At 58.5% G+C, this 24,232-nt stretch carries 20 protein-coding genes; 13 read left to right on the top strand and 7 right to left on the bottom strand.

Annotation, left to right across the window (positions count from 1 at the left end):
- Positions 1 to 30: 30 nt before the first annotated feature.
- Positions 31 to 798: a MotA/TolQ/ExbB proton channel family protein gene (locus QEH54_RS09655; protein WP_309018459.1), complete on the bottom strand. Its 768-nt coding sequence runs from the start codon at positions 796 to 798 to the stop codon at positions 31 to 33.
- 167 nt (positions 799 to 965) lie between these two features.
- On the opposite strand from QEH54_RS09655, the gene QEH54_RS09660 reads away from it, so the two are divergent.
- The 3 genes from QEH54_RS09660 to QEH54_RS09670 are packed head-to-tail and all read left to right on the top strand — an operon-like array spanning position 966 to position 3,721.
- On the top strand, positions 966 to 2,078 hold the full coding sequence (locus QEH54_RS09660) for a PfkB family carbohydrate kinase (protein WP_309018460.1): 1,113 nt from the start codon (positions 966 to 968) through the stop codon (positions 2,076 to 2,078).
- Positions 2,079 to 2,091: 13 nt separating this feature from the next.
- Positions 2,092 to 2,736, top strand: coding sequence for a dTMP kinase (gene tmk, locus QEH54_RS09665; protein ID WP_309018461.1), 645 nt, complete (start codon positions 2,092 to 2,094; stop codon positions 2,734 to 2,736).
- 37 nt (positions 2,737 to 2,773) lie between these two features.
- The gene (locus QEH54_RS09670) at positions 2,774 to 3,721 is read left to right on the top strand and encodes a hypothetical protein (RefSeq protein WP_309018462.1); all 948 of its coding nucleotides are present in this window, start codon (positions 2,774 to 2,776) and stop codon (positions 3,719 to 3,721) included.
- A gap of 48 nt (positions 3,722 to 3,769) precedes the next feature.
- Here the strand turns inward: QEH54_RS09670 and QEH54_RS09675 are convergent, their stop codons facing one another.
- Positions 3,770 to 4,615: an ion transporter gene (locus QEH54_RS09675; RefSeq protein ID WP_345785648.1), complete on the bottom strand. Its 846-nt coding sequence runs from the start codon at positions 4,613 to 4,615 to the stop codon at positions 3,770 to 3,772.
- Between the two features lie 351 nt (positions 4,616 to 4,966).
- Here QEH54_RS09675 and QEH54_RS09680 point away from each other — a divergent pair, with 351 nt between their 5' ends.
- Both QEH54_RS09680 and QEH54_RS09685 read left to right on the top strand, forming a co-directional pair.
- A complete protein-coding gene (locus QEH54_RS09680; protein WP_309018464.1) occupies positions 4,967 to 6,250 on the top strand; it encodes an NAD(P)/FAD-dependent oxidoreductase in 1,284 nt (427 codons plus the stop codon).
- A gap of 144 nt (positions 6,251 to 6,394) precedes the next feature.
- Positions 6,395 to 7,576 carry a protein-L-isoaspartate O-methyltransferase gene (locus QEH54_RS09685; protein WP_309018465.1) on the top strand — a complete coding sequence of 394 codons (1,182 nt, stop codon included), beginning with the start codon at positions 6,395 to 6,397 and terminating at the stop codon, positions 7,574 to 7,576.
- A 110-nt stretch (positions 7,577 to 7,686) separates the two neighbouring features.
- On the opposite strand, the gene QEH54_RS09690 is transcribed toward QEH54_RS09685, so the two are convergent.
- From QEH54_RS09690 to QEH54_RS09700, 3 genes are read right to left on the bottom strand one after another with little or no spacing between them, the layout of a single operon-like run.
- On the bottom strand, positions 7,687 to 8,289 hold the full coding sequence (locus QEH54_RS09690) for a hypothetical protein (RefSeq protein ID WP_309018466.1): 603 nt from the start codon (positions 8,287 to 8,289) through the stop codon (positions 7,687 to 7,689).
- 44 nt (positions 8,290 to 8,333) lie between these two features.
- Entirely contained in the window at positions 8,334 to 9,428 is a 1,095-nt protein-coding gene (aroB, locus tag QEH54_RS09695) for a 3-dehydroquinate synthase (RefSeq protein ID WP_309018467.1), read from the bottom strand.
- Between the two features lie 27 nt (positions 9,429 to 9,455).
- Positions 9,456 to 10,559 carry a hypothetical protein gene (locus QEH54_RS09700; RefSeq protein WP_309018468.1) on the bottom strand — a complete coding sequence of 368 codons (1,104 nt, stop codon included), beginning with the start codon at positions 10,557 to 10,559 and terminating at the stop codon, positions 9,456 to 9,458.
- Between the two features lie 190 nt (positions 10,560 to 10,749).
- Here QEH54_RS09700 and QEH54_RS09705 point away from each other — a divergent pair, with 190 nt between their 5' ends.
- From QEH54_RS09705 to QEH54_RS09740, 8 genes are all read left to right on the top strand, one after another.
- Entirely contained in the window at positions 10,750 to 12,270 is a 1,521-nt protein-coding gene (locus QEH54_RS09705) for a tetratricopeptide repeat protein (RefSeq protein WP_309018469.1), read from the top strand.
- A gap of 60 nt (positions 12,271 to 12,330) precedes the next feature.
- Positions 12,331 to 14,202, top strand: a complete 1,872-nt coding sequence (gene dnaG / locus QEH54_RS09710; protein WP_309018470.1) for a DNA primase — start codon at positions 12,331 to 12,333, stop codon at positions 14,200 to 14,202.
- A 21-nt stretch (positions 14,203 to 14,223) separates the two neighbouring features.
- A complete protein-coding gene (rpoD, locus tag QEH54_RS09715; protein ID WP_309018471.1) occupies positions 14,224 to 15,951 on the top strand; it encodes an RNA polymerase sigma factor RpoD in 1,728 nt (575 codons plus the stop codon).
- A gap of 75 nt (positions 15,952 to 16,026) precedes the next feature.
- Positions 16,027 to 16,293: a twin-arginine translocase TatA/TatE family subunit gene (locus QEH54_RS09720; RefSeq protein ID WP_309018472.1), complete on the top strand. Its 267-nt coding sequence runs from the start codon at positions 16,027 to 16,029 to the stop codon at positions 16,291 to 16,293.
- Between the two features lie 251 nt (positions 16,294 to 16,544).
- Entirely contained in the window at positions 16,545 to 17,576 is a 1,032-nt protein-coding gene (locus tag QEH54_RS09725; RefSeq protein ID WP_309018473.1) for a rod shape-determining protein, read from the top strand.
- A 44-nt stretch (positions 17,577 to 17,620) separates the two neighbouring features.
- Entirely contained in the window at positions 17,621 to 18,457 is an 837-nt protein-coding gene (gene mreC / locus QEH54_RS09730; protein WP_309018474.1) for a rod shape-determining protein MreC, read from the top strand.
- On the top strand, positions 18,454 to 18,990 hold the full coding sequence (locus QEH54_RS09735; RefSeq protein WP_309018475.1) for a hypothetical protein: 537 nt from the start codon (positions 18,454 to 18,456) through the stop codon (positions 18,988 to 18,990). The genes mreC and QEH54_RS09735 overlap by 4 nt, the downstream gene beginning before the upstream one ends.
- Positions 18,987 to 20,945 (top strand): penicillin-binding transpeptidase domain-containing protein, encoded by a 1,959-nt coding sequence (locus QEH54_RS09740; protein ID WP_309018476.1) that lies wholly within the window; start codon positions 18,987 to 18,989, stop codon positions 20,943 to 20,945. The genes QEH54_RS09735 and QEH54_RS09740 overlap by 4 nt, the downstream gene beginning before the upstream one ends.
- Here the strand turns inward: QEH54_RS09740 and QEH54_RS09745 are convergent.
- Both QEH54_RS09745 and QEH54_RS09750 read right to left on the bottom strand, forming a co-directional pair.
- Entirely contained in the window at positions 20,920 to 23,124 is a 2,205-nt protein-coding gene (locus QEH54_RS09745) for a transglutaminaseTgpA domain-containing protein (protein ID WP_309018477.1), read from the bottom strand. The two genes, QEH54_RS09740 and QEH54_RS09745, sit on opposite strands and share 26 nt — an antisense overlap.
- Positions 23,099 to 24,232: a DUF58 domain-containing protein gene (locus tag QEH54_RS09750; protein ID WP_309018478.1), complete on the bottom strand. Its 1,134-nt coding sequence runs from the start codon at positions 24,230 to 24,232 to the stop codon at positions 23,099 to 23,101. Before QEH54_RS09750 ends, QEH54_RS09745 begins: the two co-directional genes overlap by 26 nt.

Raw genomic sequence — 24,232 nt, forward strand, 5'->3', positions numbered from 1 at the left:
AGAATTCAGCGTTCACTCCTCGCAACCGGGCTATCGGCTTTCCAGCTCGATCACGTCCGCCAGGGCGCTAGCGAAGTTCTCCAGCTCCGTCACCAAAACCTTGGTACGCGATAGCAGATAGTTGTATCCAAAAACCGAAGGTATGGCAACGCACAGGCCAGCGACCGTGGTGAGCAAGGCGCCTGAAACGCCCGGAGCTAGGTTCTGCAAGGTGGCGGAGGACTGCAGCCCGATCGATCCGAAGGCGTCCATCACCCCCCACACCGTGCCGAGCAATCCGAAGAACGGAGCCCCGGAAACGATGGTCGCGAGAAAGACCATGCTCGACTCGTAGGAAAGAGTCTTGTTGGCCAGGGCACGCTGCAGGGCGTTTTCCACGTGCTCCACCCGGGCCGCTCGAAGCTGCTCCGAGGACTCGCCGTTCTTTGCTTTGATGCGTTGATAGGCCTCGATGGCATCCGAGTAGAGAGCGGCGTAAGGAACCTGCCGCGGCGCTTTGAAGGTGCCCGGCGGATTGAGTATCGACGGCTGACGATGCAGCGACTGCTCGAATCCGAGATTGAGCAAGCGGAGCTTCTTGAGCTCCCAATACTTGCCGATCATGACCGCCCAGGCGCAGATGCTGAAAAAAGCGAGGGCGAGAATGATGCATTTGCCAGCCAGGTTGCTCTGGCTGAAGTAGGTGAAAAGGCTTGCGGACTGGGCGATGAGCACGGGGAAGGAGACGATAACGGTTAACCGATGGAAGGCCGACTCCTGTTTGAACGCAAGCGCGGCGATCCGTTCAACAAATTTCACTCATTGCGCGAAAAATGCCGATCGGGAACGAGGAGCGGGGCGATTCGGCAAGCCATCGAGCCAATTTGCGGCCAATGCCAGGTCCGCTCTTCCAGAGGCGCACAAATCTAGTTGCGCTCGCCTCCATAGGGGAATTTATTCGCCCGCATTCTTCACTACCTCACGTTATGGACTATCGCCAACGAGCACTACAGGAACTCTCGGAAAAACGCAGCAAGCAAGCTGGCAAGCGCGTCCTCGTCGGATTGGATGGATTTGTGGATACGATCCTCCACCTCGTTGCCAAGCGTACTGGCAAAGGGGAAGACTTCACCCGCATGGACACGATCTCCGACTTCGGAGCGCGCATCAACGCGGCCGCCGGCAAAAGCACCAACATCGAGATGTTCCCGAAGATGGAGAAGCTGGGAGGAAACGGCCCCATCATGGCCAACGCCATGGTCGCGGCCGGCTACCCGCTTCGCTACATCGGCTCGCTAGGCAATCCGAACATCCATCCGGTCTTCCAGGATTTCGCCGCCAAGACCAACGCCCTCTCCATCTCCGAACCCGGTCTGACCAACGCCATCGAGTTCACCGACGGCAAGATCATGATGGGCATCACCAAGTACCTCGAAGACATCACCTACGATGCCATCGTCGAGGCCATGGGCGAAGGAGCGCTGCTCGACGAGCTCTCGCGCTGCTCCATGATCGCGCTCGTCAACTGGACCATGATCCCGAACATGACCCAGATCTTCGAAGACCTGCTTTCCAAAGCCCTGCCAAGCCTGCCGCCGCTCGATGGCGGACGCTCCTTCTTCTTCGACCTGGCCGATCCTGAGAAGCGCTCCACCGGCGAATTGGTGAACGCCTTGCGCGTCATCGGAAAATTCCAAAGCTTCGGCAATGCGGTGCTCGGGCTCAATCTGGCGGAAGGCCAGCAGGTCAGCAGAGCCTTCGGCATCCAGGAAACAGGGGAAGACGCGGAATCGCTCCAGGCCATGGCAGCCGCGATACGACGCGAGCTGGGTCTCAAAATGGTGGTGGTGCACCCGAAGGAACGAGCCGCGTGCGCCACTAAGGATGGCGAATGGTGCGTGGAAGGACCTTACGAACCCAATCCAAAAATCACCACCGGAGCAGGCGACCATTTCAACGCCGGCTTCATGAGCGCCCAGCAGCTCGGCCTTTCCCCGGAAGCCTGCCTCACCGTCGGCGTGAGCTTCTCCGGCTTCTACGTCAGAACCGCTAAGAGTCCGAGCCTAAACGATATCGACAGCTTCCTTCGCAACTGGTAAGGGCATTAGAAATATGACTGACGCGGAAACCTTGACCGGAAAACTGTTCACATTCGAAGGCTCCGAAGGGAGCGGCAAGTCGACCCAGATCGACCTGCTCGCGGAAGAGCTCACCGGCATGGGCCACGAAGTGGTGGTCACCCGCGAACCTGGCGGCACCGTGATCGGCGAGGAGATTCGCCATCTGCTGATCCATAGCTCCAGTGGCCAGAACATGACACCGGAAACCGAGCTGCTGCTCTTCGCGGCGGCTCGCGCTCAGCTGGTACGGGAGCTGATCCTGCCGGAGCTGCAAAAAGGCTCCATCGTGCTTTGCGATCGCTTCCTCGACTCCACCACCGTCTATCAAGGAGCGGCCCGCAGCATCTCCAGCGATCCGGTGGCCTACATCAACCAGTTCGCCGTCGGTCCCGTCACCCCTCACCTCACCTTCATCCTGGACGTGCCGGCGGAAGAATCCATTCGCCGCGTGAAGCGCCGCGTGACCGACCTTCCCGACCGCATGGAGCAGGAGAACATCGACTTCTACAACAAGGTGCGCGAAGGCTACCTGCTGCTGGCGCGTTCCCTGCCCGAACGCTACTACGTGGTCGACGGCACCCTTTCGCTCGAGGAGAATCGCGAGGACATCCTCAAAACCGTTCTAGACAACCTCTAGGAAGCCCGTCACGTACCGACGCGCGCTCAAACTCACGGTGACTGAGATCCAGGCCCCAAGCGACCCGAAAGCTCTGATCGACAAGGCCATGGCCGAAAACCGGCTGGCTCACGCCTTGCTGATCCACGGGCAGAACCTCGCTCAGGTGGAACGTTTCGCCATCGAGCTGTCCTGCCGCCTGTTGGGCGTGTCGGCAACTCCCGAGCAACTGGAGGAAAAATTGTTTCGACACCCGGACGTCTTCACCCTGCGCCCCTCCAAGAAATCGCGCGTCATCTCGGTGGACGACACCCGCGAAGCGATCCGAAACATCCAGCATTCCCCGCAGGCTGGCGAGCGCAAGGTAGCTATCATCTTCGAAGTCGACCGTTTCAACACCAGCGCCGCCAACGCCTTTCTTAAAACGCTCGAAGAACCCCCGCTCAATACCACCATACTGCTGCTGACGACCCGTCCGCATTCGCTGCTCGCCACCATCCGCAGCCGCTGCCAGCTCTTTCGCCTCCCAACCGGGCTGGCCACCTTCGACGATCCCACCGCTCAGGAATGGCTCGCCGCCTACCGTCAATGGCTCTCCGACCTGCTCACTGGACAACCAGGCGGCAAGCAATGCATCCCGCACTTCATCATCGGCGCCTACGGGTTGGTGGAGCGCTTCTCCCACATCATCCAAACTTTGGGAAAAACCGCCTGGAAAGCCCAATCCGAGAAGCTGCCGGAAGACATGAGCGACGACGAACGCATCGCTCTGGAATCGCGTATCAGCATTTCCATACGACAGGACTTTCTAGCGGCAGTCGAGTCCTCCACCGAACAGCTCGCCCGCGAGAAGCTCTTCGACGACAGCTCGGTTCCCATCAAGCTGGTCGAGTCGGTCGAAGCCTTGGAAAAAACCACTCACCTGCTACGCCTGAATATGAAAACCGAAGCCGTGCTGGAGTCGTTTCTCCTGCAGGCCCTGCGCATCTGGACCGCCAAAGGCTGATCGCTTCATCCTCCCCGACACCTCGCGACCGATGCCGGATCAGGCCCCCTACGAACGCAGGGACTCGCCGCAGACGTGGCAATACCGAGCTCCTACCCGATGCTCCACCTCCCCGCAACGCTTGCAGGCGCCCTTGGCCCCCTCCCGTCGCTGGTCGCGAGCGGCCAAGGTCAACTCCGCGGTCACGATCCCCGTTGGCACCGCGATCACCCCATAGCCGATGATCATGATCAGCGAGGCGAACACCTGTCCCAGCGCGGTTTGCGGAGAGATGTCTCCGTAGCCCACCGTGGTCAAGGTGACGATCGCCCAGTACACGCTCTTGGGAATGCTGGTGAACCCATGCTCCGGCCCCTCGATCAGGTACATGATGGAACCAAGGATCAGTACCAGAGTGAGCACGAAGAAGATGAACACCACGATCTTGCGTCCGCTGGCCCAGATCGCCCGGTAGAGCAGATTCGCCTCGCCCACGTAGTTCACCATTTTCAGCACCCGAAAGATGCGCAGCACCCGCAAGGCCCGAAACAGCATCAAATAGTGCGCTCCAGGGTAGATCAGATCCAAATAGGTAGGCAGGATGGAAATGAAATCCACGATGCCGAAAAAGCTGAAAATGTATTGTAAGGGCTTTTTCGATACGTAGATCCGTACGATGTACTCCAGGGTGAACAATACCGTAAAGCCCCACTCCAGCGCGTACAGGCTGGGACCATAGCTCGCCCGAATGCTGCGCACGCTCTCCAGCATCACCACGACCACGCTCATCGAGATCGAGACGATCAGCAGCACGTCGAAAAGCTTCTCCCCGAACTCGTTCGAATGGAAAATGATCCGTCTGCAGCGCTCCCTGAACGCCGACCAGTGATCGGGCGTGGACTCGGTCTCGGGCATGCCTCCCACCAAAGCCGATTCACAGCCGAGCACAACGTCTTATTTTCATCTGTAAACACCCGCCCCAAACCGGAGGGGCCCGAGTCCGCCCCGCCGCTTCGTCCCCTAGCGCCTTCTCCTCAGAACGCCCCGATATGTAGGCAACTTTGCAGCGCCACGCCTTGCTCCAGACCGAAATCTGGACTACCTTTTTCGAAAGGCTGAGGCAGCCACGAGAACCACGAAGAAGATCCCTGTCGCATTCGTTTCTTTCTCTAAAAGACGTCGAGCGTGCCGTCGTCTTCTCTCGTACGCGGTTACCCCATACCTCTCACCTAAAACGCTTATTGCACACATCGAAAGGGGGACACTATGTTTAGCAAACGAAGAGTCGACGCTCTCGTCGCAGGAGCCGGCCCGGTCGGCATGATCGCAGCGCTTACTCTGGCCCGAAACGGAGTCGATACCACCATCGTCGACGGCGAGCGTCGGGCCTGCACCAGCAGAAACAACCTGATCATCCACCCGCAGACCCTGCAGCTGCTCGATCGCCTCGGCTTCGCGGAGCGCGTCATCGAATCCGGATACCGCATCAATACGGTACTTCTCTACGACGACACGCAGCCACGCGAAACAGTCGAGCTCAACAGCCTGCCCATCGCCTTTCCCTACGCCATCTCGATTTCCCAATCGGACCTCGAATACGTGCTGGAAGACGAGCTATCCCAAGCGGGCGTTCAGATCCTCTGGGACCACCGCGTCTCCTCGCTCGAGCACGACGAGCAAGGCGTCTACGTCGAAGTCGATCGCTACGGGGACCGAGGGACCGGCTACGCCGTTTCGCACACCGAACGCACCATCGAACGCACCTTCCACTACCAGACCAAGCTGCTCATCGCCGCGGATGGATACAACTCGCTCATACGCCGATTCACCCATCGCAAAAGCGCCTTGCTCGGCCAGGACCAATACTTCGTGTTCTTCGAATTCGAAACGGATATGGATCCCAACCACGCCATGCGGCTGAGCATCCACAACGACCTCGCCACCGCCCAGTACCCGATGCTCGACGGCATGGCTCGCCTCGCCTTCCAATTCGAAGGCCTCACCCTGCCGTCCGAAAACCGAAACAAGGAACGCAGCCTGCTGCCGGACCGCGAGCAAGTGCCTGAGCTGCTCGACGATCAGCACTTCAAGGAACTGATCGACCGTCGGGTGCCATGGATAACTGGATACATCAACCGCATACGCTACCGGGCGGCGGTGCCGTTCGAAAAACGCTACCTGATCGATCCCTACCAGGATCGCATTTTCTTCATCGGCGACGCGGCCCGCCAGTTCGGCCCGCTAGGCAGCCTGAGCCTCAACCTCGGCATGCAGGAAGCGGAAACCGTGGCCTGCGAATTCACCCGGGTGCAGGAATGGGCCAAGGAAGGACAGCTGCGCCTGCGCGAGCTGGGACGAGACATGACTGCTCACTGGGTCAACATGGCGGACATGGATAAGAACTCGACCCCCATCGACATGTCCGACCTCTGGATCGCCCGCAATCGAGCTCGCATCCTGCGGGCTCTGCCCGCGACCGGCCACGCCCTGGAAAAGCTGGCCAGCCAGATGTTCATCCATCTGAAACTTGGAGAGCTCGCCGAGGCATAGAAGCGAGCTCGCCACCGCTAGGTAAGAGCGGCGCGTCCCCAGCGGGCGCGCCGCAAACCGTTTTCGTCCTGAGGCGAAGCGCCAGTCGCTAGTCGACGAAAAAATTGGTTCGCAACCAGGAAGCTCGTTTCTACCGTCAGGATTGTGACCGATACCGAATCCGCTCTCGCCCAATCCGTGCGCGAACGCCAGCAAACGCTGCTTCACACCACCCAACGCTTCTTTGGAAAAACCCCGATACCGAAAGCGATCCGTCAGGCCTTTCTGGATACGCCGCGCCATCGCTTCGTGCCGCGCTTCTATTCCTCGAGGCGCGGATCATGGATCGAACTCTCGCGAAGCGACCTGAAAGACCACCTGGACGAGCTCTACGCGGACCATCCGCTGTCCATTTTCCGCGACGAAAACGGCCGTACCCTATCCACCATCTCCCAACCTTCCCTCGTCCTCTACATGCTGGATCTGCTGGAGCTCGAACCCGGGATGAGCGTTTTCGAGCTCGGCGGCGGAAGCGGATGGAACGCAGCCATGCTGGGTCGACTGGTGGGAAGTCGTGGCCGCGTCCTGAGCGTGGAGATCATCGAGGAACTCGCTCGCAGCGCTCAAGCATCCATCGACGCGATGAACCTGCCGCAAGTCACCATCGCCGCGGGCGACGGCAGCCAAGCTCTCGCGGAGGACGCGCCCTTCGACCGGGGAGTCTTCACCGCAAGCGCCTGGGACCTGCCGAGCTGCTTTTTCCAGCAAATCGCTGCCAACGGCCTGCTGCTCCTAGTGGTGAAGATCCAGCCGGGTTGCGACCTGCTGGCCCTGCTTCAAAAATCGGACCATGCCCGTTTCGATAGCAAACTCCACATGCCTTGCAGCTTCGTCTCCGTGACGGGTTCGTGCGTGGTTCCTGAATACGCTCCAGTGCCAGAAGCGCAGTTCGCCGAACTCGGAGCTCCGCACGAGGTCAGCTGGGCCCAAATGAAGATCCCGAGCGAAGCGATTTCGGACTTCATCGCCTTCGCCCGCATCGCGCACGATTGCCAGCGCTCCTACCTGATCGACGATCCCGATCTCGGCTTCGCCGAGGAGTTCGCGGGAATCGAACGATCGCGCGGTGGCAGTCTCGCCCTCTTCAACGAAGACCGAGTCCTGAGCTACGGCGAGGAAGAGGCGTTGATCGCCCTGCGACGCGCTGGCAAGCGCTGGATGAAAGCCGGCCAGCCGAATTTGGAGGATCTGAAGCTCAGCATCCTGCGCCACGACGAATCGCCCGAACTCAGCAACGACCAATGGCTGGTCAAACGGGGGCAAAGCCAGCTGCTCTGGAGCCTCTAGACAGTTTGCGCCAAGCACGGCGCAGCGGCTTTACTCTCTGACGAAGCGTTTAGACGAAACGCGACGATCATGAGCCGAAGTCTTCGTGGCCGCGTCTCTCGTGCGCGCGCTTAGCCCAAGAGATCCATCTGCGAGTCCTTCAAGAGATCGAAGGTCTTCAGGGTGCGCAGCAATTGCAGCAGCTGAGACTTCTCGTAGATCTGCTTCGTATCCACCCGATCGATCAAGTCCAGCAGGATCGATTTGAAGGAAAAGATCCCATCCACCCCCTTCGACTTCAAAAGTTCGATACACTGCGAGCGGTGCGGCTCCTGCGTTGGGAAGACCGGGGCGAGCAGGATCTTCTTGGGAGGAATCTTCGTTCCGAAGGTCACTCCCTTGTCGTAGGCGAACCACTTCTCGACCTTCTTGGCCACATGAGACTCGAGGTAGCGAAGAATGTCCGAACCGCTCGACATGCTGGCGAGCGCCGCCTTTTCGCCGTACCAGCCTCGCACGCACACGATGGCGCTCTCCAAGTAGCGAAGCTCGCTGGAAAACAGCAGGAAGTTCGGCTCCCGCCCGCCCGGGACGAACACCATGTTGCGGATGTACAAGTCCAACCCCTCGTCGCCCGATTTCTTGGACTGCGGACGCGACTTGCGCAGCGGACGCGCCATGAACCCGTTTTGCTCAAGGTATTCTCCTACCAGAATCTCGTCGATCGACCGCATGGTTTAGCCTGAGCTAAACCCTTTTCAGTCAACGAATCCAGCTTTTAAACCGCTCCGCAATCCCGCCAGATTCGACAGATCTGATCCATGTCCGCGGATTCGATCGTCTCCGCCTGGCCAATACGTCGCATCACTACGAAACGGATCACCCCTGCTTTCACTTTCTTGTCGAGGCGCATGGCGTTCATCAGCCGATCCACCGAAAGCGGTTTGCTGAGATGGGTCGGCAGCTTGTGGGCAGACACCACTCTTCGGATACGGTCGATGTCGCTCTCCGGGATGAATCCCAAGGAGCAACTGAGCATCGCCGCCGCCACCAGTCCGATTCCGATCGCCTCGCCGTGCAGGTATTCGCCATAGCCAGCCACGTTTTCGATGGCGTGTCCAAAGGTGTGCCCGAGATTCAGCAGGGCTCGGCCTCCGCTGGCGGCGGTTTCCTTCTCGTCCGCATTCACCACCGTAGCCTTGATTCTGCAGTTCCATTCCACCACCTCTTCCAAGCGCTCGTCCCGAGCGTTTAGGATGGAACGCGCTTCCAGCAACTGAAAGAGCTTCGCGTCGGCGAGCATGCCGTGCTTGATGATCTCCGCCATACCGGAAGCGAACTCCCGCGGCGGCATGGTCTTCAGCAGATCGATGTCCGAGTACACCGCAATCGGCTGGTGAAACGCGCCGACCAGGTTCTTGCCAGCGGAAATGTTGATGCCGGTCTTCCCTCCGACCGAGCTGTCGACCATTGCCAAAAGCGTAGTGGGAATCTGGATAAAGCGAACGCCGCGCAGAAAGGATGCCGCAGCGTAGCCAGCGAGATCGCCTACCACGCCGCCGCCGATGGCGAGAACCACGCCGCCTCGGTCCAACTTGTTTTCCGCCAGAAAATCCAGTACCTTTCCAAAGGTCGCCAGGCACTTGCTGGTCTCGCCCGCGGGCACCACCTTCACCGCCGCCACCGCTTCGATCGCCTTGAAAAACTCGGGCTGGGCCGCGTAGACATTGCTATCGGTCACCGCGGCGACCAGGCTATCCTTGGCCTTCAACTCGGCCACGTGCTCCAGCAAAGCGGAGCGCAAGCTTCGACCGACATGGATCGGATAGGTGGACTTAGCGGTTTCGACGAAGACCTTTCTCGGGGACGACACGGTTGTATTCAAATTTCTGATTTGCGGCTAGTTCGCGTGAATCAGGTCCATCAACGTTATGTCGCCATCGCCCAATCCAAGCTGTTCGGAAAAGGCGAGAATCTTCAGCTGTTCAGGCAAGGGAGCAAACCCATTTTTCGCTCGGTGAGCATTGATGCGCTCGCTCATCAGGGCGTCGAGCATCACCGGATTGTCGCTCATCACCACCACCGGCTCGGACACCGTGTAGAGGGAGTTGAAAATCGGACCGCCCACGTATTGGTAGCGCTCCAAACTGGCAATGTTCAACACCCAGGTCTCCCGCAATTCCGGGATGGCCCCCATCTCCGCCACCGCGACCGGGGCAGTGGCCGGGCTGTTGAGAAAGCGCGTGGTGTTGCTGGCGTTCCAGAGCGTGGCGTTGGTCAGAGCCCCATTGATCCCCAAAACCGGATGATCCGAGTAGCACGGCAGGTTTATCCAGAAGTCGACCTCGTGCAGCAAGGGCACCGGGAGGTAGCTCTTGCGAGCCAGTTCCTCCTCGTTTTTCGCTGGAAAGGGATTCTCCTTGGCCACGTTGATCCAGTAGCTGGCCGACTGAGCTGGCAACGGGCTGTCGTAAAACCACTTTTCATGATAGTAGCGACCGGTATCGAGCGCGCGCACGTAGGTCTGGTTGAAGAAATAGGAGCGAGCGCTCAATGGCGGCAGAAAGCCGGATTCGCGCAGCTTGTTGGCGTCCGAGCCGATGATGAAAATATCCGATCTGGCGTAGCCGCGCTTGATCAGCGACTGGATCACCGCCTCCACCAAAGCGGAAGGGGTGCTCAATCCCGGCCCGGAATCGCTGTAGACCTTCAGGCCAACCCGTCCCTTTTCCCCTTTCTCGATCTGCTCCCCGCGCGACTGCTCGAAAAGCTGCATCATGTCCTCCACCGCCTCCGTGTATTCGAAGAGGCTGAAGCTATCGATCTCGTACTCGAAAACCCGATTGGACGGCACGGGCGGCTGGTTGGCGAAGATGCTGAAATCGTCCTGGCCCTGCAGCGACTTGATGACCGCCAACACGGCGAGAATTCCGACTATCAGCAGCTCGACTCGGAAGTAGCGTCCTAGGCCGAAGGCCCAATGGTTGGAAAAAGGGGATTTCACACGTACGAATGACTTAGCAGATTGAATAACGAACACATCCTGCCCCTAATTGAGGGCAGGATCAAGCTTCCGAAAATCGAGGGACACGCATTGTAAATAAAAGTTGTCAAAATTCCTCGCCAATCGTTACAACCCTGCAAACGGTGAAAGCCGAAGTCTCGTGCACGCTTCTCCGAACGCCCGTTCCCGAATGTCATCCTCTTTTTCCTCCGTAAAATCACGCATCGCGCTGCTGCTACTGCTCTGCTTCGCCGCGCTCTTCCAAGGCTGCGCCAGTCGGGAGGAACGCATCCAGAAGATCCAGTCCAAGGCCAACGAAGCGCTCTTCGAAAACGAGCCAGCTCGAGCCATCGACATCCTGCGCGATGGTCTAGACACCTTCGCCGACTCCAACGAACTGCGCATCGACCTGAGCAAAGCCCTGCAGAATCAGGGATCGAACGAGGAAGCGGTCGCTCTGCTGGAAGCCGCGGTCGAGCAAAACCCGGAACAGGATCAGCTCTGGGTGCAGATCGGCGAGCTGCACGCCCAGATGGGAAACAGCGACAAGGCCATCCTCGCTTTCGAGGCCTACCTGAAGAACAACGGCAGCGATTTTCTAGCCTGGAAAGCCCTCACTCAGGAGTACGAGAAAAAGGGCCTGACCACTCAGGCCATCAAGGCCGCCTCTCGTTGGAACGAAATCACCCCTTCCTCGCAACCGGCCTTGAAGCTTGGGGAGCTCTACCTGCTCAGCCGCAACATTCCGCAAGCTCGCTCCTGGTTCGGTCAAGCAGCGGCCTACGAGGACAACTACGCCTCGAAGGAGGCTCTCGCCGAGCTGATCAAACTGGAAACCAGTCTCAAGCAGCTCCAGCAAGCTAGCAACTGGCTGCGGACCTACCAGCAACGCTATCCAAACGATCTCAACGACCCGCGAATCAGAGAGTCGCGCAACGTCATCGAGAATTGGATACGAGCCAGAGAGGAAATCACGCGAGCCGCCCGCGAGCTCGAACAGGAGCGACGCGAATTGGAAGAGCGCAACCGGAGCGATCAACGCCAGCAGGCCGAAGAGCAGCAGGACGTGGCGAAAACGCTTCAGGACTTCGAGGAGACGGAGGAGCCGGAGACAGCCCCGAGCCAGCAACAGCCGAGCGCAGCCACCGCTTCCACCTCCGAAAAGGCTCCTGAAGCCCTCTTCGGCGACGACCAGCCGACCGCCGCTCCGGAAAGCCAATCGCAGGATCGGCCCGATCTGCCCGCAGAAGTTCAGCTCAGTCCCTACGAGGAAGCCATCGCGGCCCTCGAAGCGCAGGACTATTCCAACGCCATCGCCCTTTTCTCCGATCTGCTGGTGGACGATCCCGACAACGCGGAAATCTGGTATCAGCTCTCCAGAGCCTACTACGGCCGCGGAGACTGGTATGACGCGGAAGCCACCATCCTCGAGGCCAAGCGACGAGCGCCTCGATCGGAAACCATCGCCTACCAGTACTTGATGACGGCGCGCAAGACTCAGAATACCACCCGCGTGCTGGAAGAGATCAAGGCCACCCGTCTGCTTTTTCCACGCAGCCCGGCCATCGCATTGATCCTCGCTCAGACGCTGCGCGACGCCAACGCGGCGAAATCCGTGGTCTCCGCAGCCTATCGCGACTTCCTCTCCATCGCGAATCGCAACGATCCCGGCTACCGCGAAGCGAATCAATACTTGCAAAGCGGAAACTGATCTGGATTCTCCCGCCCTGCTCTGGGAAACGCGCCTTGCGGCATACGTCCCTTTACCCATATGCCAGCCATCAAGCACAGCAGCATTCGCGATCTGAAGGAGCGCATCAACATTTACGATGTCGTTTCGCGCGAAGTCACCCTGAAGAAGGCTGGCTCGGAGTACAAGGGACTCAGTCCCTTCACCAACGAAAAGACGCCGTCGTTTTACATCTCCCCAGACAAAGGCCTCTACAAATGTTTCAGTTCCGGCAACGCAGGCGACGTCATCACCTTCGTGATGGAGACCGAGCGACTGACCTTCACCGAAGCGGTGGAGGAGCTGGCCAAGCGCTTCAACATCGAGCTGGAGTACGAGGACAACGGACGCCCCCAGGAGGACCGCAGTCTGCGGCAGGAGCTTTTCGAGCTGCACGAGCTGGCCACCGACTTCTACCGCGAGCAATTTCTGGCTACCGACAAAGCTGGGGAGTGGATTCGCGACTATTGGGTGGACGGAAGAAAGTTTTCCCTCGAAGTAGCGGAAGAGTTCCGCATCGGCTTCGCTCCCACCAATGGCATCAAGCTGGGCGAGCTGGTGGCCAAGAAACGCTTCTCCAAGGAAGCCATTGAGGCTTGCGGACTCTTCTACACCAAGCGCGGCGTGGACCCGCGCTACATGGGCTATCGCTTCCGCGGCCGCCTGATGATCCCCATCCGCGATCACCAAGGCCGCGTCACCGCCTTCACCGCCCGCCAGCTGGAAATCACTCCTCAGGACGATCCCAGCCGCGAAGCGAAGTACATCAACTCGCCTGAGACGCCCATCTTCTCCAAGAGCCACCTGCTCTTCAACCTCGACCGAGCTCGGCTGGAAGTCGGCCCGGACAAGCCCTTCGTCATGGTGGAGGGGCAGCTGGACGCCATTCGCTGCTGGAGCGTAGGGCTCACCACCGCCGTCGCACCGCAAGGCACCGGCATCACCGAGTCCCAGCTACGACTGCTCAAGCGCTACGAGACCCAGCTCATCGTGCTGCTCGACGGCGATTCGGCCGGCCAAAAGGCCGCCTTGCGCATGCTTCCGCTCGCCCTGAGCCAGGGCGTTGAAGCGATCTTCATCCCCCTCACCGACAAGGAGGATCCCGACGACATTTTCCGCGAAGGCGGCCGAGAGGCTCTCGATCTGCTGCTGGAGCGAAAAATGCAGCCCATCCCGTACGCCTGCGCCGCCATCGCCCCGTCCTCCACCCAGCTCACGCCGCAAGGCAAAGCCAAGGCCGCCCGCGAGCTGTTCGCCATCATCGACAAGGCCGACTCCGAATCCGCCAAGGTGGAATTCATCAAACAGGCCGCTGCCGAACTCGACCTAGATCCGTACGCGATCCTCTCGGACTTTCGCCGCTACCAGCAAGGACAGGGAGCTCCCCGAAGCGCCCCGCTCGCCCGCTCGTCGCCACAAGCGGCGCCGGAGGTGAAACCAAATCCCGAACCAAAACGAAAAAGAGCTGTCTTATCCGTCGAACGCGATTTGTTCGCGCTTTGCTTGCTGGAAGGGGAAATCGGAAGCCAGATCGCGCAGGTGGTGAATCCGGAGTGGATCGATACCAGCCTGCCCGAAGGGGAATTGCTCAACTTCACCTTGAACGAATTCCTTCACGACATGTGGAATGGGCCCGAATCCCTTAACGATCAGCTGGAAAAAGCCGAACTTAAGGCGCTCGCGTCCGATATCTACTTCGGCGCCAAGGCTCATGAAAACCCCGAACGATTTGCCAACGAAGCGCTCAAGCGACTGGTGGCCAAATTCGTAGAACGGAAGACCAAAGAATTAAAACTTGAAATCGGAAGAAAACAGGCAACCAATGACGCTGCCGTATTTTCCCTACTCGGAGAACTATCAGCGCTCAACCAACTGAGGCACAAGCCGCCCCAGGTTGGTAATCTGCTTTCATAAGACAGCACCAGACTCAGCAACATGCCACGCAAGAAGAAAAGCGACGAAGAGAAAAAGCCTAGCTTAAGCAAGCATCAGGTGAACGAGCGTATCCGTTACCTGATCCGCCAGTCGAAGGAGCAAGGCTACCTCACGCACAGCGACATCAATGAGGCGCTTCCAGAGGGGGTCGACAGCCAAGACGAAATCGATAACGTAATCTCGATTCTGCAGAATCTGGAAATCGACATTCTCGATCCCGAGGAAGTCGACAATTTCAAGGCCAAGCAAGAAGAGGCGGAGGAAGAGCAGACCAAGAGCAGTCAGCACGACATCTTGGACGATCCGGTCCGCATGTACCTCAAGCAGATGGGCCAAGTGCCCCTGCTGACCCGCGAACAGGAGGTCGAGATCTCCAAGCGCATCGAAAATGCCGAGCAGAAGGCTCAGGAGGAGCTATTCTCCGTGGCCCTCATGGCCGAATTCACCATCGATCTGGCGGAGAAGCTGCTCAATCGCGAAGAGCGATTCGACCGCATCGTCATCGACAAGAAGATCGAAAACCGCGAAGCCTACTTCCAGGAACTGCCCGTTCTCATCGAGAAGAGCAAAAAGACCTACAGCCGCATGATGGCCACCTGGGAGGAGCTCGAAGCCACCGACGACGCGGAGGAGAAAAAGAAGCTGCGCTCACGCTTCCGCAAGCAAGAGAACACCTTGCGGGCCTACTTCCCAAAATTCTTCTTCAAGCTGAAAGTCTTCGAAGAGCACATCGACGACGAAGTGAGCAAGGACCTCACTTTGATCAACTCCATCTTCCGCAAGCTGGACCGGGCCAAAAAGCCCAAGACGCAGCGCGACGCCCTGATCAAGGTGGAGCCGCTGCAAGACCAGCTCGAAGAGCTGCATACCCGCTACCGCCTGGAGCCAGACAAGCTGCTCAAGCTCATCGCAGACGTCCGCAGGCACCTCAAGTCGGCGCACAAAGCCAAGACCGAAATGGTGGAAGCGAACCTGCGCCTGGTCATTTCCATCGCCAAGAAATACACCAATAGAGGCCTTTCCTTCCTCGACCTGATTCAGGAAGGAAACATGGGCCTGATGAAAGCGGTGGAAAAATTCGAGTACCGCCGGGGCTACAAGTTCTCCACCTACGCCACGTGGTGGATCCGCCAGGCCATCACCCGCTCCATCGCGGATCAGGCCCGCACCATCCGCATCCCGGTCCACATGATCGAGACCCTGAACAAGGTGATGCAGGTACAGAAGCAGCTGCTGCAGGAGTACGGCCATGAGCCTACGCCAGAAGAAGTTGCGGAAGAGATGGCCCTGCCGGTGGAGCGCGTGCAGACCATCATGAAGATGGCCCAGCAGCCGATCTCGCTGCAAAGCCCGGTCGGCGACGGCGACGATACCAATTTCGGGGATTTCATCGAAGACAAGTCGGCGGAAAACCCATACGACCAAACCGCCTTCAGCCTTCTTCGCGAAAAGATCATCGACGTTCTGGACTCCCTCACGGAGCGCGAACGCCGCGTGCTTTCCCTCCGTTTCGGATTGGTCGACGGATACAGCCGCACCCTCGAGGAAGTGGGCAAACAGTTCAAGGTCACCCGTGAGCGCATTCGCCAGATCGAGGCCAAGGCCCTGCGCAAGATGCGCCACCCTACCCGTATTCGCCAGCTGCACGGCTTTTTCGAAAACGAGCAGTTCGACGGTCCCAACACCTTCCTCTCCGGTTCCGAAGAGGGAGGCGAAGCGAAAAAATAATCTCAACAGAGGGCGGCGAGCGACTCCGCTAATAGTCTTTACACTCGTTGCTCGCCGCTATTCAAAGGACATCAGATGCATACATCAAACGCAGTGCTCGCTATCATGAACATGGGATGGCCGGAAATCACGATCGTCATCGTGATCTTCATTCTGCTTTTCGGAGCAAAGAAGCTTCCCGAGCTCGCCCGTGGCGTCGGCAAATCCATCAAGGAGTTCAAGAAGGCCACCAGCAACCTCGAAGACGAGGTGCGCAGCGCGATCGACGAGGATAACTCCAAGCCGAGCACCCCGCCCGCTCAACCCAAGAAGGAAAACGCCAGCCAAGTCGAAAACAAGTAGCCTTGGACGAAGAAACGAGCCAGCAAGCCGACCTTTCATTTCGAAGGCCGGCTTTTTTTGTAGTCCGAGTTCCCCTACATCTTTACGAGAAACACCTCTTCGCGAACACGAATCTGCTTTACGAAAGATCCCAAGGCCTCTCCGCCCTGGAAACACCGAAAATCCCCCCACGCATTCAAATTTGCATTTGCTTAGCGGGCCGTTTAAACGCTTGCTTCGAAACGTCCTTTTATTGAGCATCTTAGCTATCCATGTGGCGCAAACTTCTCGGTCTCTTCTCCAACGACATCGGCATCGACTTAGGAACGGCTAACACCTTGGTCTACTCCAAAGACAAAGGCATCGTTCTGCGGGAGCCGAGCGTGGTCGCCATCCACAGCGCCACCCGTCGCGTGCTGGCCGTTGGTGACGAAGCGAAGAAGATGCTCGGGCGCACGCCAGGCAACATCACCGCCATCCGCCCCATGAAGGACGGGGTCATCGCGGACTTCGATATCACCGAAGCCATGCTGCGCTACTTCATCAAGAAAGTGCAGACCGCCAAGATCATCCCGCCCCGCGTAGTCATCGCCATCCCCTCAGGAATCACCGAAGTGGAAAAGCGAGCCGTGAAGGAATCCGCCACTCACGCCGGAGCTCGTGAAGTCATGCTTCTCGAAGAGCCCATGGCAGCGGCGATCGGCGTGGGACTGCCCGTCGAAGAGCCGGCCGCCAACATGATCGTGGACATCGGAGGAGGCACCACTGAAGTGGCCATCATTTCCCTGGCCGGCGTAGTCTACGCAAAGAGCATTCGCGTCGGGGGCGACGAGCTCGATGCCGCCATCATCAACTACATGAAACGCGCCTACAACCTTCTCATCGGCGAACGCACCGGAGAAGAAATCAAGCTGCGCATCGGATCGGCCGCTGTATTGGACGAAGAAATGACTCTGGAGGTGAAAGGTCGAGACAGCGTAGCCGGCTTGCCCAAGACCATCATGATCTCCTCGCAAGAGATTCGCGAAGCCTTGCACGACACCGTGAGCGCCATCGTGGAGGCGGTTCGCAACGCTCTCGAGCGCTGCCCTCCAGAGCTATCGGCTGACTTGGTTGACCGCGGATTCGTGCTAGCGGGAGGTGGAGCTCTGCTGCGCAACATCGATCGCCTGCTATGCGAACGCACCGGACTGCCGGTCACCATCGCCGACGATCCGCTGTCCGCTGTCGCCAATGGCACCGGAGCGGTGCTGGCGGAACTGAACGACCTGCTTCCTTACGTCACGAGCAATGCCAAGGACTAAGGTATCCAATCGTGCGCTACACCCGTAACGACTAGGCCTGCACCTTGTACAAGAAGCGACTCAGCCAGTTCAAACCACTTATCGTACTTGGCGTCGCCCTCACCGTCTGGCTGGTACTTCCTGTATTCGTAAAAGCCTTCCTCAAGGCTGGCTTCTACGAGTTTCAGGCGCCAGTGGCCGTAACCAGTTCCTACATACGCGACCTGCAGGATTTCTGGGCCGCGCGAACGAAATCCAAGAACGAGCTCTACGAGGCCGGACAAAGCCTAGCTCGACTCAACGCGGCCTACGAACTCGCCGCGTTGGAGAACTCCAGTCTGGAGAACGAAATCAAACGGCTGGAAAACCTGCTGCAACTTCCCTCGCGCCCAGATTTCCAATACGAAATAGCCCGCGTAGTGGAGCGCGATTTCAACGCTTGGTGGCAGCGCATCACCATTCGAAAGGGACGAGACTACGGCATACCGGTAGGAGCCCCGGTCGTTTTCATTGGCGGCGTCGTGGGCCGAGTGCGCGAGGTGCACGCCTACACTTCGGTGGTCGATCTGATCAGCAATCCCCATTTGCGCCTCGCGGTTGTGATCGAGGGTGACAATCGCCCCCTCAGCTACCGCGGCGGAGGAGCCCAGAGCTTCGCTCAACCGATCGGAATCGCGCAGTACGTCCCAGTGGATATCCAGATCGAGGATACAAGCAATCTACCAAAACTCATCACCTCCGGCATGGGCGGCGTCTACCCCGCCGGGTTGCGCGTCGGGGAGATCCGGCGACTCCGACCAGGAGCAGGCGGCATGTTCTACGACGGCGACGTGCAGCTCGATCCCCGCCTCACTTCGCTCACCGAAGTCGCGGTGATGATACAGATCCCGCCCGAGCAATGATATCGTTTTCCAATCATCGCTGGCTGATCGTGACGGTTGTGCACTACATAACCCTCTTCTTCCTCTCTCAGCTCAACTACTACCTGGCGCCGGTGGGCATTCAGTTGATCGCGCTCGGCATGCTCATCTCCTTCAGCGCCTTCGAACTCAATTTCCAGCATGGCTTTCTTTCGCTGGTGCCGATCGCATTCTACCTCGACAGCAAGATGCCCCTGCCCTTCGGCTTCGTTTTCATCCTCACCATCAGCCTCTTCACCATAACGCACGTCGCTCGATCGCGCGTACGGCGCGAGGTCAACGCGTCCGCTCTGATCACCTCTCTCGCCCTCAACCTGGTCGTGTTCGGCGCCTATACCGTGGGAACCGCCAGATACCTCAGTCTGGAGGGCCTTCATTTCGGCCCATTCGCCTTGAACATTTTCGCAAGCGCCTTGGTCATAGCCATACTGAACAGGCTCTTCTTCCAGGTTCAGACCGGCACCCTCGCCATCTTCGGAATCAACCTTGCAGAAGAGCAAAGAGCGGCTCGATGAACTCCGAAGAAAAGATGAAATACCAAGGACGGCTGCTGCTGTTCTATGGTCTTCTCGCCCTGATGATCAGCACCTTGCTAGCCGGCGTGGGGTATCGGCAGCTCATCGAGACCGCTGAGTATTCCGAGCAAGTGAAGGTCCAGAATCATCGTAGAATCATCACTCCGGCCCCACGCGGAAACATATACGATCGCGAAGGAAAGCTGCTCGTGGGCAACAAACCGAAGTTTTCCGCCGTGGTCTACCTCTCCGATGCCGGCGTGCGGTCCGCCTTTCGCCGCGAGTATCGGACTCTGGTTCGCGACTACCGAGAGCGAAAAGAGAAGTTCAAAACCGATTTCCTGCAGAAGAAAGCCCGAGCAAACGTCATCCAAACCTACCTGGACGACGTCAATCGAATGCTGGCGCGGGAGGAGGAGGTCAATGTGGAGAAGGTCTCCGCCCACCTGAACTACAATCCGCTGCTGCCCTTCCCCATCATTTCGGACCTCACGCGCGAGGAGTTCGCCATCCTTCTGGAGTCTCTCCCCATCGAATCGCCCGTGCAGGTCTACGTCTCCAACCAGCGCCATTACCCCTACGAATCGACCGCTTCGCATACCCTCGGCTACGTGTCCTCCACCGTGCTGACCGCCGACGAAGGCATGCCCGGCGAGGAGTTGACCACCTTTTCCGAGAAAGGCACCTTCGGACGCTCAGGCGTGGAACTGCAGTATGACGAAACTCTGCAGGGAGAAATGGGGCTGGAGATTTGGGTCGTCGATCCACTAGGATTTCAGGTCGAGAGCATCCAAAAGACCTACCCCACCAAGGGCTCGGACATCCAGCTTTCCCTCGATATCGATATTCAACGAGCCGCCGAAGAAGCGTTTAAGTACCCCGACCGCGCCAGTGGAACGTGGAAGGAAAACGTCGGAGCCGCAGTGATGCTCGACGTGCACACGCTCGAGGTCCTGGCCATGGTGAGCAAGCCGGACTACGACCTAAACGATACAATGCCTTTCATCAGCACCGAGATCTACGAGAAGATGAAGGAAAACAGCGGCTTGCAAAACCGAGCGCTTCAAGGGCTTTATCCACCTGGCTCCCCTTTCAAGCTGGTCACCTCGATCGCGGCTCTCAAGGCCAACACCATAACCGGCGAAACCGAACACTTCTGCCCCGGCTACTACCAGTTTCCCACCGGGGCCAAGCAGTACTGCTGGAAACGCACCGGACATCAGGAACACATTCTTTGGGAAGCCATTCGCGACAGCTGCAACGTCTATTTCTACCTCACAGGTCTAGAGACAGGGGTCGATATCATCAGCCGCGAGGCGATCTACATGGGACTGGGCGATCCCACCGGCATCGACCTTCCACACGAGACTCAAAGCATGATTATTCCCACCAAGGAGTGGAAGAAGCGGCGCTTCAACCAATCTTGGTATCCAGGCGACGCCACCAACCTGGCCATCGGCCAGGGCTACACCCGCGTCACTCCGCTGCAAATGGCGGTGTTCGTATCCAGTATCGCGCGACGCGAAGTAGTGACGCGCCCCAGCATCCTGAAACTCACGCCGCAAGAAGCAAACAACCGCCCGCCTCCCAAGCCACTAGGCCTCACCGACGAGCAGTATCGGATCATACTCGACGGCATGATCGGCTCGGCCGAGCAAGGAAGCAGCCAGCGCATCCAGGTCGAGGGACTTTCTACTGCCGCCAAGACCGGTACCGCCGAAGTCGCCAAAGAAGGCGGCAAGATCGAGCTGGCCTGGATCGTGGGCTTCGCTCCGGTGGAGAACCCGCAAGTCGCCCTAGCGGTGATCATCGAAGGGCAGGACCTGAACCGCGACTTCTTTGGCGGCGTGCACGCTGCCCCAATCGCACGGGCCATGCTGAAAGCCTACGTCGACAAGAACCCGCACCTCCTGACGCCGGAGCCTGCAGCTAGCGAAGTCGGCGCGCAGCCTTGAAGACGAGACGCGGATTCGGCCACATCTCCTTGGCTCCAAACCTCAAGCGCTGCAGATCGTAAATAACCTTTCGGGCGAAATCGCTTTGGGCGCCAGCAAGCTCGATTCGCGAAAGCAGCTTTCCCGCCTTGCGCCTGATCGGGTCGCCACGGCGGAAAGGAGCCAGCACGAGCTCGCGAAGATTGAGAGCCATGTTTCTTTGTATCACAAACGCGGCTACAAGTAGGCTAGCGAGGAAACACATGTAGAGGATGCGCCAAACGCTCCAAGGAGCGGTCGCCCACAAGTACAGGTACTCGCCCACCTTCACTGCCCAGTTCTCCGCGACCTGCATGTAAGCAAGAAAGAAATCCTTGAGCTGCACCGCGGCTTCGCGCTGCGTCGCTTCGTCGTAATTCACGATGCGGCGATACCAAAGCAGCCTCAAGCTGTCCAGAAACGCAGAGCTATTCGCCTCGCCATACTGCTGGCTGACGGGTTGGGTAGCCGACTCCAAAGCAGGCATGTACGAACCTGGAGTCGGGTCGACGCGTATCCATTTTCCCTGACCATCAAATATCTCCGCCCAGGCGTGAGCATCGGCGTTTCGTACCATGAAATAGTTTTCATACGGGTTCCAGGTCCCACCTTTGAACCCGGTGACAACACGAGCGGGATAGCCCGCGGCTCGGGCCGTCAATACAAACGATGCGGCAAAAAACTCGCAGTGGCCAGGCAAGTCCGATTGCGCCCAGCGGGCTACCGGATCGCTGATTCCTCCCGACTGCTTGGGCAGAGATACCGTCATGGAATAGCGATGCTTGTCCCACAAATAGATCGACGCCTCACGGGCGAATTCCAGAGGCGAAAGCGCACGGCCGTCCGCGACTTCCTTGGCGATGCCTTCGAACACCGAGCGAGCCCCTTCCTCTTCCGGCATGGCGAGCAGCGTTTGCGGATAGTTTCCGTATCCTCGACGATTCTCCTGCGACAGCAGCTTGGACAAAAAGCGCGGATAGGAATTCGCGGGCACATCCGGAACCGTGCCAGAAAGATCGACGCCTTCGATCTGATAGGAAACCATCTTGGTGTTGATGTCCTTGAACGCGAAGGAATGCATGTGCGGCCCCACGGTCAAATCGCTCAGGCTGTCGACCGTCATGTGCTCGAAAGTCCCAATCACCGGAAGGTAGCGACTCACCTCGGGCTCCAGGAAAAAAGTCCATTTGTCACGATCGATGTTGCTGGGAGCCTGGGCAAAACGGCGATCCGGCCAGTATCGAACCGAATGATACGGCGATGCCAGCGGACTGTTCTGCAGCTCCACCAAGTCTGGCGACAGACTGAAGGCCCCGTTCTCGTACTTATCCAAAGCCAGCATGCGCCAGTACGGCTCCACCGGCACCTCAGCATTCTCCGGCACATCGACACGCAGAGCTATGCTGTTGTCGTTCTTGATATCCGTCACCTCTCCCAGTTCGACCCGATCCGTGAAGCCGGAAAGCGTCTGCTTCGACTGCATGTTGAACAGGTTTACCTTGTCCTCCATGTCGATGCGAGGGATGGCGAGGAAAACGATCGCGGCGAGGAAGCTCATCGAAGCGAACATGATGATCGCCTGCAAAATGAAACTTCCCTCGAGGGTCGAGCGCAGAGCTTTGCCAGCGTTGAGGCGATTCTCGCTGCGAATCCTCTCTAGCAATTCGTAGTCGCCCTCCGCCTTCATTTCCAAAGCGGTGTTCACCACCAGGTAAGCTACGGCCAAAGCGGCGAATGCGAGTAGTTGTATTCCAAATACAAGCGTCGCCGTGAGGACGCCGGTCATTATGATCAAAAACAGGCAAAGCAGCGCCAGCTGCATCTCTTCCCGACGTTTGTTGTGGTTGAGGCAACGAAACAGGATCAGCCAGGTATTCAGGTCCAGCAAGGCGGGGATGGTGTCCTTCGAAATGACATTCACCATCACCAGGGGAATGATGGCGATCGCGTATCCCTTCCAGACGACCTGAGGCACTTTCGCGATCAATGCCGGACGAAACAAAGCGAAGATGATCACCGTGGTAGAAACGATCGCGGGGATACGATTGTATCCATTGATATTGAACAGCGTAGTGATGCATACCAGGCCCATCAAGGCGCCTAGCATCCATTTCAGCGTCACCAAATCCTCGATACTATGCCTGGGCGATTTGGATTTCATTGAGATAGGCTCCAACGCCTTCCTTCTGTATAGGTTTGAAGACGATCCGGTTGGGCTCTCTAGCCGCGAATCTAGGCTTCTCTTTCGAGCCGAACGGTGCCAAGTCCGCCAACGCATCGAAAAAGGACTCCAGATCGCTCACGCGCTGTATGCGGATGCTTGGCCCGCCTGCGATCTGACAGTGATTGAGCTTGCTCTCCAGAAACAGATCCTCCGCCAGCGTCGCCGCAAGCGAGCACATCTTTTCGAAGACTTGCTCGTTCCCCCAAAGGTAGTCAGCAGGATCCACTAGGATATCGAACATCGCCTGCGTCTCGGCCGCGTTCTGCTTCACGATGAGTCGTCCTTGCTTCGCGGATACCTTCCAATGAATCGACCGAAGGGCGTCGCCTTTTTCGTAGAGTCGCAAGCCGATCAGCTCGCCGGAAGCGCCTCGCTTTTGCGAGCTCCTCCCCTGAAGGGCTCCCGGCACGCTCGCGTCCCGGGTTCGCGAGTAGTTGATCCGACGCGGCCAAACGATGATTTCCTTTTCGCATTCCCCTGGGAGATACTTGGAGAGGAAGCCAAAAGGGAAGCTCGAGACCACGTTTTCGATTCTTATGCGGGTTCGAACACGCTTCTCCGGCTTGAAGCGCCAAGATAGCGTCTGGCTATCGCCAGGATTCAAACGCTCCTTCAAATACAGACGCTTGTTCTTCTCCGTCGCCTCGCTCGCCAGACCAAATGAAACGCAAAACAAGGGAAAGCGCTGTCGCGCGTTTTCCACTACGATCGACGCAACGCCCTCCTCGCCCACGCGAAAAGTCGTGCTGGTTTCAAGTCGCCAGCGGGCGCTCAGAAGGTTTCCCCAGCAAATGACGCCGCTCAAAATGAGGGCCGAAATGAGCAAAGCCAGGGCGGCGAAGAGAATGTTGTTCACCGTATTGTAGGCGGCGAGCCCGATAGTCAGCCCGATGAAGATCAGCAGCATGCCGGACGCGGTGGGAACCACTTTGTGCCCCTTGGGAGGCACCACCTGCTCGTACAAGGTCCTCGCCAGCGAGCGTCGGCGACGAGAGACCGCCGGTCCGTGCCAGTCGAAACGCTCCTCTGCAACCTGAACCGCCAT

Source organism: Pelagicoccus sp. SDUM812003 (assembly GCF_031127815.1).
In the GTDB taxonomy this organism is placed as follows: domain Bacteria; phylum Verrucomicrobiota; class Verrucomicrobiia; order Opitutales; family Opitutaceae; genus Pelagicoccus.